Origin of the sequence: Streptomyces sp. NBC_01016, from assembly GCF_026341035.1 — a bacterium.
Classification (GTDB): Bacteria; Actinomycetota; Actinomycetes; order Streptomycetales; family Streptomycetaceae; genus Streptomyces.
In genome coordinates, this window is record NZ_JAPEOQ010000001.1 from 5,808,039 (window position 1) to 5,819,828 (window position 11,790).

Here is an 11,790-nt window from a genome sequence, read left to right on the forward strand (position 1 = left end):
AGTTTCGGAGCAGTCCGCTTCCGCGCGGACCGCGAGTCCGCAGCAGTCCAGCACACGGTCCGTGTGCGCTCAAGAGATGCCCGACGGCCGAGAGGAACACCCCGTGCAGACCCACGAGTTCGCCGCCCCCGACTCAGTCGCCTTCCAGGAACAGTTCCGCACCCGTGGCTACGCGATCGCCCCCGCCCTCTTCGACGCCGCCGAAACACGCGAACTCACCGACGAGTTCATGGGCGTGCAGGCCACGGGCCCTGTGCCCGGCCACTTCGAACCCAAGCCGCAGCCGGCCGACGCCGCCATCGACCCGCTCCTCGCCTACCCCCGCGTGATGCAGCCGCACCACTTCAACGACCTGGCGCGACGCCGACTGCTCGACCCGCGCCTCGCGGGCATCCTGACGGGCCTCTTCGGCGAGGAACCACTGGCCGCGCAGAGCATGTTCTACTTCAAGCCGCCCGGCGCCCGCGGCCAGGCCCTGCACCAGGACAACTTCTACCTGCGGGTCGAACCCGGTACGTGCATCGCCGCCTGGGTCGCCCTCGACCACATCGACCGGGACAACGGCGGTCTCGAAGTCGTGCCCGGGACCCACCTGATGGACCTGTTCTGCCCGGAGGAGGCGGACGCGAGCGTGTCCTTCGCGCGCGAGTACGTGCCGCCGCCCGCGGGCCTCGTCCCCGAGCCCGTCGACATGGCGCCCGGCGACGTCCTGTTCTTCAACGGCACACTGGTTCACGGCTCCGGACCCAACCGCACGGCGGACCGCTTCCGCCGCTCGTTCATCTGCCACTACGTCGGCCGGTCCACCGAGCGCATCGCCGGCTACTACGGCCTGCGGACGATGGACGGGCAGGCGGTGGAGGCGCAGGAGAGCACCGGCGGCGGCCCGTGCGGAACCGAGTTCGCCCCGGCCCCGCACTAGCCTCCCAACGGGTCACACTGCTTCCGGCCCCGACCTTCCGTTGATCTTGTCGATGGCCTGGCGGGCCTGCTCGCCCGGGGCACGCCCGTTCGGCACGGACACCGGGAGGGCCGTGGCGCCGGTCTGGGGCGGCTTCGCATGGGAGGCGGGCGGACGGGAGCGCAGCCGGTGGCTCACCGCCTCGTCCAGCGTCACGGCCCGCTGCGCCCGCGCGGCGAGCCTGCTCGCCTCCTGCCCGATCGCGGCGACGTCCTCCCACGTCAGCCGCAACACCACGGCGAGTTCCGCCTCACCGTCCGGCAGTGCGTGCAGCGGTGGTCGGCCGGATTCCGACATCTCTACGGTCCTCCTCCACGCCTCACAGCGCGTAGCCAGCAGTGCGTCGCAGAGAGATACGAGCGCCTCGGCGGGCCCGTTCAGCATCCGTAGGACGCGGTGGGCACGGAAAGGAGGTGAGCGGCGACGAAGATCCCGATAGCGTCACCGCCTCAACACCGCGCAATCGAGAGGAGCTTGATGCCATGCGTCCCTGGTTGGAGGTGCCCGTACTCAAGGGGGACCTGGTCGTGCTCGAGCCGCTGTCGGCCGCGCACACCGACGATCTGGCACGTGCGGCCGAGGAGGACCGCGGCCGCTACGACTTCACGCTGGTTCCCCGCGCGGACCAGGTCGGCTCCTATATCGAGGGGCAGTTCGCCCGTGTCGAGCAGGGGCTCGTCCCGTTCGCTCAGATCCGGCGCGGCGACGGTCGCGCGGTGGGGTGCACGGCGTACTGGGACCCGCGATTCTGGCCAGGTCGGGAGAGGAAGCCGCGCGCCGTCGAGATCGGCTTCACCTGGCTCGGCGCGTCCGCGCAGGGGACCGGAATCAATGCCGAGGCCAAGTTCCTCCTGATGGCTCACGCCTTCGAGGAGCTCGGGGTGGCACGCGTCGACCTCAAGACCGATGCCCGCAACGAGCGTTCCCGCCATGCCCTGTTGGCTCTTGGCGCCACCTTCGAGGGCGTACTGCGCAACTGGTCGATGTCATGGGCCCCGGGGGAGGAAGGGCGGCTGCGGGACTCGGCCATGTACTCCGTCGTCGCCGCGGAGTGGCCGCGGGTCAAGGCCCGGCTGGCCGAGCGCGTCGCCGGCCACGCGGAGGGACATGCGGACGGACCGTCCGCGTGAGACGCGAAAGCGGGGCGGCAGAAAGCTCCGCCGCCCCGCTCTCTCTTGCTGCCGTCAGTCCTTAGGACTGCGGACGGCTGCCGTGGTTGGCGCCGTTCTTGCGGCGGGCCTTCTTCTTACGGCGTCGCTTCGAGGACATCGATACCTCCCAGGGTGTGGTGTTTCTTGTCGTTCTCCCTGGATCTGTCCAGGCAGCGCCGGGGCTCATACCCGTGATCATGCGTGCCTAATGTGTGTTCTGGGTCACATGTGTTTGAGGCTCGGGAGGCCGGAACGGACGAGCCTCGATGTGCTCGCGGACGAGCCCGGCGAAGGCCTCCGCCGCCGCGCTCCGATAGCCGTCCGCGCGGCTGAGGAGAGCGGCCGTACGCGTGGGCAGGGGAGGGTCGACCGGGAGCGGGGTCAGGTGCGGATGGCCGTGGGTGACCGGGTCGGGGAGGACGGTGGCCAGGCCGGTGCGCTGCACGATGTCGATCAGCGTTTGCAGGGAATTGGCCTCGACCGCGATCAGGGGCCGTACCTGGTGCTCGGCGAAGTACGCGTCGATCCGGCCACGGGTGGCGAAGTCCCGGCTGAGCAGCGCGAGATGCAGCCGGTCGAGGTCGGCGGCGGCCCACGGTCCGGCCGCCGCGCGGGCCGAGTCGGCCCCGTCGCCCGTGACCAGGCTGAGGTTCTCCGTGAACAGCGGCTCCACCGCGACCCCCGGCAACTGGCCGCCCCGGAAGGCGATCCCCAGGTCGCACGCGTCCGCGAGCAGCTCGGCCTCCAGCAGGTCCTGCGTCAGCTCCCGCACGGCGACCGTGATCCCCGGATGCCTCTCCCGCAGCGCGGCGATGAGCGGGCCGACCAGATACGAGGTGAACGTCGGCGTCACCCCCAGGCGCAGATGCCCGCGCGACAGATCCCGTACGTCGTGCAGCGCACGCTCCCCGGCGGCCAGATCCCGCAGCGCGCGCCGCGCGTGGCCCAGATACGCGCGCCCCGCGTCGGTCGGCCGCACCGTGCGCCCGCTGCGATCGAGGAGCTGCACGCCCAAATTCCGCTCCAGCTGTCTGACCTGCTGGGACAGGGTCGGCTGGGAGATCCGCAGTGCCTCGGCGGCGCGGGTGAACCCCGCGTGCTCGACCACGGCCATGAAGTAGCGCACCTGACGCAGCTCGACGGACATACCCCCAGCGTAGAAGCAGGTATAGAGAACACCAATACAACCCATGCCCATCGAGTCTTTGACGCTATAGGTCCAGCCGATGCACCGTGAACCCATCGGCCCGCTCCTCCGGAAGCCCTCCGGGAGTCTTCGGGGAGCGAGACCGGTTCGGAACAGCAAGAGAAGGAGCTCTCCATGGACGTCAAGGACTTCGCCCAGCGCACCATCGACATCGCCCGCGCCAATGTCGCCGACGGAGGACGCCCCTTCGCCACGGTCATCGTCCAGGGCGGCGAGATCATCGCGGAGAGCCCCAACCAGGTCGCGCAGACCAACGACCCCACCGCCCACGCCGAGATCCTCGCCATCCGCGAGGCCTGCACCAAGCTGGGCACCGAGCACCTCACCGACGCCACGATCTACGTCCTCGCCCACCCGTGCCCGATGTGCCTGGCCGCGCTCTACTACTGCAGCCCCGCAGAGGTCGTCTTCGTCACGACCCGCGAGGAGTACGCCCCGCACTACGTGGACGACCGCAAGTACTTCGAACTCGACACGTTCTACGGCGAGTTCGCCAAGAACTGGGACGAGCGCCGGCTGCCGATGACCTACGAGCCGCACGCCGATGCCGTCGACGTCTACCGCGAGTGGCAGCGGCGCAACGGCGGCGAGCGCCGCGTCCCCGGCGCCCCCACCGGCGCCTGAAGCCCTGAAGGGGCGCGCCCGCCGCCCACTTCCCGACGGAACAGCGCCCGCTCCCGACCGAACACCACGGACCACCACACTCGATGACACAGGACTGCGCCCCGTTCACGATGACCGGAGCCTCGTCACCGCCCGCCCCACCGCGCCGCTGGTGGGGCCTGGCCGTGCTCGGGCTCGCCCAGCTGATGATCCTGCTGGACGCGACCATCGTGAACGTCGCGCTGCCCTCCATGCAGCGCGACCTCGCCATGAGCGACGCGGCCCGCCCGTGGGCCATCACCTCGTACACCCTCGCCTTCGGCGGACTGCTCCTGCTGGCGGGCCGGATCGCCGACCTCGTGGGCCGCAAGCGGGTCTTCCTGACCGGCCTGGCCGGCTTCGCCGTCGCCTCCGCGGCCGGCGGCGCGGCCCCGGGGTCCGGGACGCTGTTCGCGGCGCGCGCCCTGCAGGGAGTGTTCGCCGCGCTGCTGGCTGCGAGCGCCCTCGCCCTGATCACGACGACCTTCCCGGACCTGCGCGAACGCCGCCGCGCCATCGCGATCTTCGGCGCGCTCGGCGGCGCGGGCGGCGCCCTCGGTGTCACCCTCGGCGGCGTGCTGACCGAGACCGCGGGCTGGCGCTGGTGCCTCTACGTCAATGTCCTCTTCGCCGGGGCGGCCCTCGCCGGCAGCGTCCTCATGCCACCCGACACGGCGCCGCGCACTCGCGGCCGCCTTGATGTGCCCGGGGCGCTGCTCGCCTGCGGCGGACTGATCCTGCTCGTCTACGGGTTCAGCGCGGCGGAGCACAGCGGCTGGACCGGCCGACCCGTGGTGACGGCGCTGTCGGCGGGCGTGGTGCTGCTCCTGCTCTTCGCCGCCTGGCTGCGCAGGGCCCGCACCCCGCTGCTGCCGCCGCGCCTGCTGCGCGATCCGGCCCGGGGGGCGGCCCTCGTGGCGGGGGCCTGCCTGATGGCGGCGCAACTGTCCCTCTCGCTCTTCCTCACCTTCCACCTGCAGACCGTCCTCGGCTGGTCGGCGGCCCGCACCGGCCTCGGCTTCCTGCCGCTGAGCCTGATCACCACGCTGACCGCGACACAGCTCGGCACCCGGCTGCTGCCCAGGCTCGGCGCGCGCGTGATGATGACGAGCGGCCTGTGCGTCGCCGCGTCGGGCCTGTGGTGGCTCAGCCGCCTGACGGTGAACGCGGACTACGCGACCGGCATCCTGCCCGGACTCGCCCTGTTCGGCATCGGCATGGGCGCCACCTTCCTGGCCCTGATGACCACGGCCACGTCCCACCTCCCGCCCGAGGACTCCGGCATCGCCTCGGCCGCCCTCAACTCGGCCCAACAAGTCGGCGGCTCGATCGGCTCCGCCGTCTTCAACACGGTGGCCGCTGGTGCGGCCGCCGCCTTTGCGGCCCCGCACCGCACCGCGCTGCTGCACGGTTTCACCACGGCGGTGCGCTGGCCGCTGGCCGGCCTGCTCCTGGCCGCGCTCGGCACGGCGGTGCTCGCCCGCCCACGGCGCACCGAATAGAACCGCAGGCAGGGGAGACGCGGTACCGCTCGCGCGGGCCGTTGACATGCGACCGGGCCGGTCCGCGGGCACAGTGGGGGAAAATCTCCTGGAACGGGGCGAACGATGTTCCGCAGCGAGTCCCTCGAGGACGGTCAGGAAATGCTGACCAAGCTCGGTGCGCTCACCGCCCGGGCGCGGGAGCTGGCGCAGTTGCAGCGCTCGCGGGTCGAACTGGCGGTGGCGCTGCAGCGGGGCATGCTGCCCCGCGACCTGCCCCACCCCGAGGGCGTCCGCCTCGCCGTGGGCTACATGCCCGCCAACCACGGACTCAACGTCGGCGGCGACTGGTACGACGCCTTCACCATGGCCGACGGCTGCATCGGCCTGTCCATCGGCGACGTTCAGGGGCACAACATCCAGGCGGCCGCGTACATGGGGCAGGTCCGTGTCGTGCTGCGTGCGCTGGCTTCCGTCACCGGAGACCCGGGGGAGTTGCTCGGCCGCACGAACGACCTCCTGGTCTCCCTGGACACCGACCTGTTCGCCACCTGCACGTTCCTGCGGCTCGACCCGGCCAGCGGCACCCTGGAGTGCGCGCGGGCCGGTCACATCCCGCACATCTGGGCCACCGCCGACGGCAGATCCGGCATCGACGAGGAGGAGGGCGGGCCCCCGCTCGGCGTCCTGGAGGGCGCCACCTTCCCCGTCGCGTGCCACCGGCTGAGCACAGGTGGTGTCTTCGTCCTGCCCACCGACGGCGTGGTCGAGGGTCCCTCGCTCGACCTCGACGACGGTCTCGAACAGGTGCGGCGGCTCGCCGAGGTCACCGCCGCGGCCGGTCTCGGCGTCGACACACTCGCCGGCGGCGTGATGAAGCTGGCGGATTCGGTGGGCCACGAGGACGACGCCGCCGTCCTCGTCGTCGGCCACGACGTCGGCACCGCGGGGCGGCGCCCGCCGACCGCTTGAAGGGTGCGCGCCCGCACACGAGCGGGGGGCTTCGCGTGGCCGAGGAGACCCGCTCGGTGTCTGATGGCTGCTGTGGTGGTTTCTCGGCGGTTCCGGCCGGTCATGGAGATGGCCCTGAAGGCACTTGCCGTGGCTGCCTGCTATTACGCGGCAGGGCGCCTCGGTCTGCTGGGCCGGGTCGGCGTCGAGGGCGTGGTGGTCACCCCCATCTGGCCGCCGACCGGGGTCGCCGTCGCCTCCTTACTGGTGTTCGGCGTGTGGGTGTGGCCCGGTATCGCCCTCGGCTCCTTCCTCGTGATCACCTCTCTCACCACCCCTGACCTCACCTCGATCGTCACGGTCGCGGGCAACACCGCGGCGCCGATCTGCGCCTTTCTGCTGCTTCGAGGGGTCGGCTTCCGGCCCGATGTGTCACGGCTGCGCGACGGGACCAGCCTGGTCTTCCTCGGCGGGCTCGGCGCCATGCTGATCAGCGCGACGGCCGGCGCCGCGCCACAGGTGTGGACGGGGTCGCTGGCCCCGGAGGACTTCCTGCCCGTGTGGCTGGCCTGGTGGGTGGGCGACGCCATGGGTGTGCTGCTGGTGACCCCGCTGCTGCTCGTGCTGTGCCGGGGCACACTCCTGCCGAGCCGGCAGCGGATCGGGCGCATGCCCGTAGGGCGCTGGGTGGAGGCCGGGTGTCTGGTGGCCGCGGCCCTGCTGCTCGTGCCGTTCGCCGTGTTCAGCTCGCCGAGCATGCTCTTCCTGATCTTTCCGCTGCTGATCTGGGCGGCTCTCCGGTTCGAGCTGGCCGGAAGCATGCTCTGTGCGCTGTTCGCGTCCGTGCTCACCACGTACGCGGCGCACCAGGACCGGGGCACGTTCTTCGACCTGTCCAACATCGAGGTCATGACCAAGCTCCAGGCCTTCAACGGAGCCGCCGCTCTGACGGCGCTCCTGCTGTCCGCGCTCGTCACGGAACAGCGCGCCACCCGGCACTCGGTGCAGAACGCCTGCAACGAACTCGCCGAACTGCTGGAACACCTCGCCGCGGGCGAGGACCCGACGGAGTCCTCGGGCAGACGCCCGCCCGAGGCCCCCGACGGATGAGCCCTGCTCAGGGACGCCGGGCGGTGAGCAGCTCGAAGGGCGGATTGGCTTCGTAGGCGTCCCAGAAACCGCCCGGGAACGCGGCACGGCCTTCGTCCGAGACGGCCGGCGGCGACCAGGCGACGTCGGTGAAACCGGCCCGGCTCAGGGCCTCGGCGTAGACCTCGCGGCGCGGGAGATTGGCGACGAAGGAGACGGGCTCGGGCTCCAGGAACGCGGTGACACGCACCCGCGGGCCCACCTCCACGCGGCTGCCCTCCAGCTCGCAGTGGAAGCCGTACGGGCGCGGGCTCGGCCCGTCGAAGTCGTAGTCGGGGCTCTGGTTCAGGGCGTACAAGGTGCCGCCGGGGCGGACGGCGGCGTGGATGGTGCGGCACATGGCCGTCATCCCGTCGACCGTCTCGGAGTAGTTGAGCAGGTTGACGGCGGTGGCGATGTCGTAGCCCGGCGGGCGACGTCGACCATCTCGCCCGAGACGTCGATGCCCCACACATCGGTGGCGCCGCGCCGTTTGAACAGGCGGCTGTAGAAACCGGTGCCGCACGCGAGGTCGACGACGGACCTGCAAGATCGTGGCGCCGGCTCGGGTGCGTGCACAAGGCCCGCGCGCCGGATCCCGGATGTCAGGCGAGCCGCTCCGACGCCCGGCTGCAGTCAGCGCATCGACCCCACCAGGTGACCTCGGCCTCGTCCACGGTGAAGCCGCTGTCCCGGACCGGGGCGAGGCAGGGGGCCGCGCCGACGGCACAGTCCACGTCCTCGATCCGGCCGCAGGAGCGGCAGACCAGATGATGGTGGTTGTCTCCCACGCGCAGTTCGAACCGGGCGGGGGAGCCCGCCGGCTCGATGCAGCGCACGAGGTGGACCCGGGTGAGGTCCTCCAAGACGTTGTAGAGCCCCTGACGCGACAGGACCGCGGCGGATCCCTCCGGCCCGGACGGTCCGATCCGCTCCTCCAGGTCGGCCGCGGACGCGTGCGGCAGGCCCTGGAGCGCGGCCAGCACGGCGCGCCGCTGCGCCGTGCTGCGCAGACCCCTGCGCCTGAGGAGCTCGCTCGCGTCCTGGCCCGTCATTACGCGGCCTCTGCGGCCAGGCAGGTGCGGCAGACGACGCGCCGCCCGGCGAGGCGGCTGGTCGAGCGGCTCATGCCGTTGGCCCGCTGGACGTGCGTGGCGAGCACGCGCGAGTGGTCGTGGCAGGTGGCCAGGCCGCAGCGGGTGCAGATGCCGATGCCGGTCGAGTCGGGACGGTTTTCCTGCATGCAGTCGTAGCAAGCCATGTGGGGGCCTCCGTGGTGATTTGTTACCGGAGGTGGCAGGCGTCACTGGCTGCGCTGATATGTACCTCGGTTTCTTCTAAGGTACGTCCCAGTTTGGATCGAGTCCAATTTAGGTCCGCTTCACGTACAGGCGATTGCCCTGCGGCCCGGTCCACTCCAGGCGTACGACACCGGCCACCGCGGCGTCGCCGGACCTGGACGGGTCGGCCCAGTAGCCGAAGGCGGGGTTGCGGAAGAACGTCGCCCACAGGCCGCCGTGGTGGTCCTCGAAGAAGTTGTTGTGCCCGGCGCCGACGCCCGCGGTCCAGCGCTTGGAGTACGGGCCCTCCAGACGGTCGGCCACGGCGACGACGGCGTCGTACTGGTACTGCGTGCGGCCCGTGCCCGCCGGATCGTAGGCGTTGCGTGTGCTGCCGTCGTCGCCCGTGGAAGTGCGGTCCCACGCCGCGTGCACCAGGAAGTACTTGCCGCCGTACTTGAAGACGTACGCGCCCTCCAGGTACGGCTCGGGCGAGTACGGGGTCTGCTGGAACGCCGGGAGGTTCGTCGTCGGGACGATGTCCTCCATGTCCGGACGGAACTTGGCGTACAGGTTGTTGTGCAGGACCAGCCACGCGTCGTCGCCCTCCGTGTAGAGGCCGCCGTCGATGTGGTGGTACGCACCCGGCTCGATGAACGAGGGGCCGCCGATGAACGAGTCGCCGAACGGCTTGTCGAGATTGCCGTCGACGAGCCGGTAGGGACCCTCGACCCCGCCGTCGCTCACCAGCATGAAGGAGCCGACCAGCTTGGAGTGGTCGCCCATGCACGCGACGATGTACCACTTGCCGCGGAAGCGGTGCAGCTCGGGCGCCCAGGCGTTGGCGCGCTTGCCGAACTGCTCGTCGTGCCAGTACTCCTGCCACGGCGCGACCACCGTGCGCCCCGGTCGGTTCTCGTCCACGAACTCCGGCGACCAGACCTTGCCGCGCTCGGCGCCGGGCCGGATGCCGGTGGTGTCGGCGAGGCGCCACGGGCCGTGCAGCGACGGGGCGGTCCACACGAAGATGCCGTCGTTCCAGGGACCGGCCGCCGAGAGGCCCGGTACCCGGGTGGTGCCGGTGGCCACGTAGAGCGGACGGCCGTCGACGACGAAGCAGTTGACGTAGGTGTCGCGCATCCAGACGCGCCCCAACTCCTTGTCGCGCGGGCGCAGTTCGAGCGGCAGGACGAAGGAGTTGTCCTCGCGCGGCCAGAGGTCCTTGCGGGTGTCCGCGAGCCCGTACGGTTCGAGGGCGGGCCAGTTGGGCGGATACTTCCGCCCCGCCGCGGGCCGCGGGGGCTGGACGGGTTGTGCGAGCGCGGAGCCCGCGGGGAGCGCCACCGTCCCCATGGTTCCGGCGATGCCGGCCAGCACTCCGCGGCGGCCGATGTGCGCTGCGTTCGTCTCGTCCCGGGTCATCAGGCGTGGCTCCTCGGCTGGTCGGTCTCGGGTGTGTGCAGCATGCTTCAGCGGGGTCACGATTTAAGTCAAGAGCACCTACATAAATAGGTGCGCGAGCGGCGGTCCGACGGCGACGAGGGTGCTGGTCAGCGGCGAATGTTGCAGTCGTATGGCGTTCCTCGAACGTGACGTGACGTGCTCGCCCGCGGCGTCTTCCTGCGTCGTCGCAGGTCAAGTCCAGTGCGGGGGAGTGGTGTTGCGGAACGGGGCGTCGCGAGTATTTCGTTCCGACTCATTGACGAAAATCGTCGGCCCTCACATGCTGTGCGGCATGCACGAACACGACGGCCCGCTGACGCGGCTCCGGCGCGGCCACGAGCAGTCCGTCCTCGAGCTGCTGCGCAAGCAGGGCCCGCTGAGCCGCGCCGAGTTGAGCATCCGCAGCGGGCTCTCCCGCACCACGCTCCACGACATCGTCGCCGCCCTGGTGGGCAGTGGCGCCGTGGTCGCGAGCACTCCGCAGGTGGAGGCGCGCAAGCGCGGCCGCCCGGTGGAGAAGCTCAGCCTCAACCCGGCCGCGGGCGAGGCGGTCGGCATCGACTTCGCGCGCCGTGCCGTACACGTCGCGGCCGTCAACTTCGCCCATGAAGTGGTCGGTTCGGCGAGCGAGTCGCACGCACCGGACCTCTCCTGGCCCGAACGCGTCGAGCACGCGGAACGGCTCCTCGACGCCCTGGCCACCGGCCCGCCCGATGCCGATGAGGGCGAGGCCGGTGGTCAGGGCCGGTCCTCCGGCGTGCACCTCGACGCACTCACCGCGATCGGGGTCGGTGTCGTCGGGCCGATCGCCGACCCCGGCAGCGAACACGCCCACGCCCGGGGCATCGACGGCCTGCCCGACCTGCTGCGCAAACGGTTCGGTGTGCCGATCCTGCTGGACAACAACACCCGGCTCGCCGCCCTCGCCGAAGCCGTCTGGGGCGCGGCGGCCGACAGCAGCGACGTGCTCTACCTGCGCCTTTCGCACGGTGTCGGCGGCGGCCTGGTCGTGGGCGGCGCGCTGCACCGCGGCCGCTACGGCCTGTCCGGCGAGTTCGGACACATCACCGTGGACCCGGTGGGCGGCCGCACCTGCGAGTGCGGCGGCACCGGCTGCCTGGAGACCCGCGCCTCGCTCGACGCCGTACTGAGCCGCTACCGCGAATCCGGTGGCCCGGCCGAGGATCTCGCCGGGTTCCTCGAAGCGGTCGCCGCCTCCGAACCGACGGCCCTGGCGGTCCTCGAGCACGTCGGCAGCGATGTCGGCGGAGTGCTGGCCGCGGTCTGTCACGTCGTCGGCGCGGGCGTCATCGTCGTCGGCGGCGAACTCGCCGAGGCGGGCCCCGCGCTCCTCGACCCGGTCGAACGGGCCCTGCGCCGACACCTGATGCCGATGGCCCAGCACCACGTGGACCTGCGCCGCGCGACGCTCGGCGAGGCCGGCAGCGCTCTCGGCGGCATCGCCCTCGTCCTCCACGAATCCCCCCTGCTCACCCAGTACCCGCAGCCTGTCTCCGAGGAGCACGCGTGAAGCCATCAGCGAGGA

General features: G+C 71.4%; 15 protein-coding genes. 7 read left to right on the forward strand and 8 right to left on the reverse strand.

Annotation, left to right across the window (positions count from 1 at the left end; translation table 11 throughout):
- The first annotated feature begins 103 nt into the window (after positions 1 to 103).
- Positions 104 to 922, forward strand: a complete 819-nt coding sequence (locus OG746_RS26230) for a phytanoyl-CoA dioxygenase family protein (protein ID WP_266718470.1) — start codon at positions 104 to 106, stop codon at positions 920 to 922.
- Positions 923 to 934: 12 nt separating this feature from the next.
- Here the strand turns inward: OG746_RS26230 and OG746_RS26235 are convergent, their stop codons facing one another.
- Positions 935 to 1,258, reverse strand: coding sequence for a hypothetical protein (locus tag OG746_RS26235; protein WP_266718471.1), 324 nt, complete (start codon positions 1,256 to 1,258; stop codon positions 935 to 937).
- Between the two features lie 185 nt (positions 1,259 to 1,443).
- Between OG746_RS26235 and OG746_RS26240 the strand changes: the two genes are divergently transcribed.
- On the forward strand, positions 1,444 to 2,091 hold the full coding sequence (locus tag OG746_RS26240; RefSeq protein WP_266718473.1) for a GNAT family N-acetyltransferase: 648 nt from the start codon (positions 1,444 to 1,446) through the stop codon (positions 2,089 to 2,091).
- Positions 2,092 to 2,152: 61 nt separating this feature from the next.
- Here OG746_RS26240 and OG746_RS45640 read toward each other — a convergent pair whose 3' ends face one another.
- The gene (locus OG746_RS45640) at positions 2,153 to 2,230 is read right to left on the reverse strand and encodes a 50S ribosomal protein bL37 (protein WP_370443954.1); all 78 of its coding nucleotides are present in this window, start codon (positions 2,228 to 2,230) and stop codon (positions 2,153 to 2,155) included.
- An 87-nt stretch (positions 2,231 to 2,317) separates the two neighbouring features.
- Entirely contained in the window at positions 2,318 to 3,259 is a 942-nt protein-coding gene (cynR, locus tag OG746_RS26245) for a transcriptional regulator CynR (RefSeq protein WP_266718475.1), read from the reverse strand.
- A 174-nt stretch (positions 3,260 to 3,433) separates the two neighbouring features.
- On the opposite strand from cynR, the gene OG746_RS26250 reads away from it, so the two are divergent.
- The 4 genes from OG746_RS26250 to OG746_RS26265 all read left to right on the forward strand — a co-directional run bounded on the left by OG746_RS26250 (position 3,434) and on the right by OG746_RS26265 (position 7,503).
- Positions 3,434 to 3,943: a nucleoside deaminase gene (locus tag OG746_RS26250; protein ID WP_266718477.1), complete on the forward strand. Its 510-nt coding sequence runs from the start codon at positions 3,434 to 3,436 to the stop codon at positions 3,941 to 3,943.
- A gap of 83 nt (positions 3,944 to 4,026) precedes the next feature.
- The gene (locus OG746_RS26255) at positions 4,027 to 5,463 is read left to right on the forward strand and encodes an MFS transporter (protein WP_266718478.1); all 1,437 of its coding nucleotides are present in this window, start codon (positions 4,027 to 4,029) and stop codon (positions 5,461 to 5,463) included.
- Positions 5,464 to 5,568: 105 nt separating this feature from the next.
- Positions 5,569 to 6,414 (forward strand): PP2C family protein-serine/threonine phosphatase, encoded by an 846-nt coding sequence (locus OG746_RS26260; protein ID WP_266718479.1) that lies wholly within the window; start codon positions 5,569 to 5,571, stop codon positions 6,412 to 6,414.
- A gap of 102 nt (positions 6,415 to 6,516) precedes the next feature.
- A complete protein-coding gene (locus OG746_RS26265; RefSeq protein ID WP_266718481.1) occupies positions 6,517 to 7,503 on the forward strand; it encodes an MASE1 domain-containing protein in 987 nt (328 codons plus the stop codon).
- A gap of 7 nt (positions 7,504 to 7,510) precedes the next feature.
- Here OG746_RS26265 and OG746_RS26270 read toward each other — a convergent pair whose 3' ends face one another.
- From OG746_RS26270 to OG746_RS26285, 5 genes are all read right to left on the reverse strand, one after another.
- Positions 7,511 to 7,993, reverse strand: coding sequence for a hypothetical protein (locus OG746_RS26270; protein ID WP_266718483.1), 483 nt, complete (start codon positions 7,991 to 7,993; stop codon positions 7,511 to 7,513).
- A complete protein-coding gene (locus tag OG746_RS45570; RefSeq protein ID WP_353962430.1) occupies positions 7,888 to 8,100 on the reverse strand; it encodes a class I SAM-dependent methyltransferase in 213 nt (70 codons plus the stop codon). Before OG746_RS45570 ends, OG746_RS26270 begins: the two co-directional genes overlap by 106 nt.
- Positions 8,101 to 8,126: 26 nt before the next feature.
- Positions 8,127 to 8,576: a Fur family transcriptional regulator gene (locus OG746_RS26275; RefSeq protein ID WP_266718484.1), complete on the reverse strand. Its 450-nt coding sequence runs from the start codon at positions 8,574 to 8,576 to the stop codon at positions 8,127 to 8,129.
- A complete protein-coding gene (locus OG746_RS26280; protein WP_266718485.1) occupies positions 8,576 to 8,782 on the reverse strand; it encodes a DUF2180 family protein in 207 nt (68 codons plus the stop codon). Before OG746_RS26280 ends, OG746_RS26275 begins: the two co-directional genes overlap by 1 nt.
- A gap of 109 nt (positions 8,783 to 8,891) precedes the next feature.
- Positions 8,892 to 10,223 carry a family 43 glycosylhydrolase gene (locus tag OG746_RS26285; protein WP_266718487.1) on the reverse strand — a complete coding sequence of 444 codons (1,332 nt, stop codon included), beginning with the start codon at positions 10,221 to 10,223 and terminating at the stop codon, positions 8,892 to 8,894.
- Positions 10,224 to 10,524: 301 nt separating this feature from the next.
- On the opposite strand from OG746_RS26285, the gene OG746_RS26290 reads away from it, so the two are divergent.
- A complete protein-coding gene (locus tag OG746_RS26290) occupies positions 10,525 to 11,775 on the forward strand; it encodes an ROK family transcriptional regulator (RefSeq protein WP_266718489.1) in 1,251 nt (416 codons plus the stop codon).
- Positions 11,776 to 11,790 lie beyond the last annotated feature (15 nt).

Bases quoted from the DNA above. Each gene is read 5' to 3' on its own strand.
- OG746_RS26235 (WP_266718471.1), bottom strand. From the start codon at position 1,258: ATGTCGGAATCCGGCCGACCACCGCTGCACGCACTGCCGGACGGTGAG.
- OG746_RS26240 (WP_266718473.1), top strand. From the start codon at position 1,444: ATGCGTCCCTGGTTGGAGGTGCCCGTACTCAAGGGGGACCTGGTCGTG.
- OG746_RS45640 (WP_370443954.1), bottom strand. From the start codon at position 2,230: ATGTCCTCGAAGCGACGCCGTAAGAAGAAGGCCCGCCGCAAGAACGGC.
- cynR (WP_266718475.1), bottom strand. From the start codon at position 3,259: ATGTCCGTCGAGCTGCGTCAGGTGCGCTACTTCATGGCCGTGGTCGAG.
- OG746_RS26250 (WP_266718477.1), top strand. From the start codon at position 3,434: ATGGACGTCAAGGACTTCGCCCAGCGCACCATCGACATCGCCCGCGCC.
- OG746_RS26255 (WP_266718478.1), top strand. From the start codon at position 4,027: ATGACACAGGACTGCGCCCCGTTCACGATGACCGGAGCCTCGTCACCG.
- OG746_RS26260 (WP_266718479.1), top strand. From the start codon at position 5,569: ATGTTCCGCAGCGAGTCCCTCGAGGACGGTCAGGAAATGCTGACCAAG.
- OG746_RS26265 (WP_266718481.1), top strand. From the start codon at position 6,517: ATGGAGATGGCCCTGAAGGCACTTGCCGTGGCTGCCTGCTATTACGCG.
- OG746_RS26275 (WP_266718484.1), bottom strand. From the start codon at position 8,576: ATGACGGGCCAGGACGCGAGCGAGCTCCTCAGGCGCAGGGGTCTGCGC.
- OG746_RS26280 (WP_266718485.1), bottom strand. From the start codon at position 8,782: ATGGCTTGCTACGACTGCATGCAGGAAAACCGTCCCGACTCGACCGGC.
- OG746_RS26285 (WP_266718487.1), bottom strand. From the start codon at position 10,223: ATGACCCGGGACGAGACGAACGCAGCGCACATCGGCCGCCGCGGAGTG.
- OG746_RS26290 (WP_266718489.1), top strand. From the start codon at position 10,525: ATGCTGTGCGGCATGCACGAACACGACGGCCCGCTGACGCGGCTCCGG.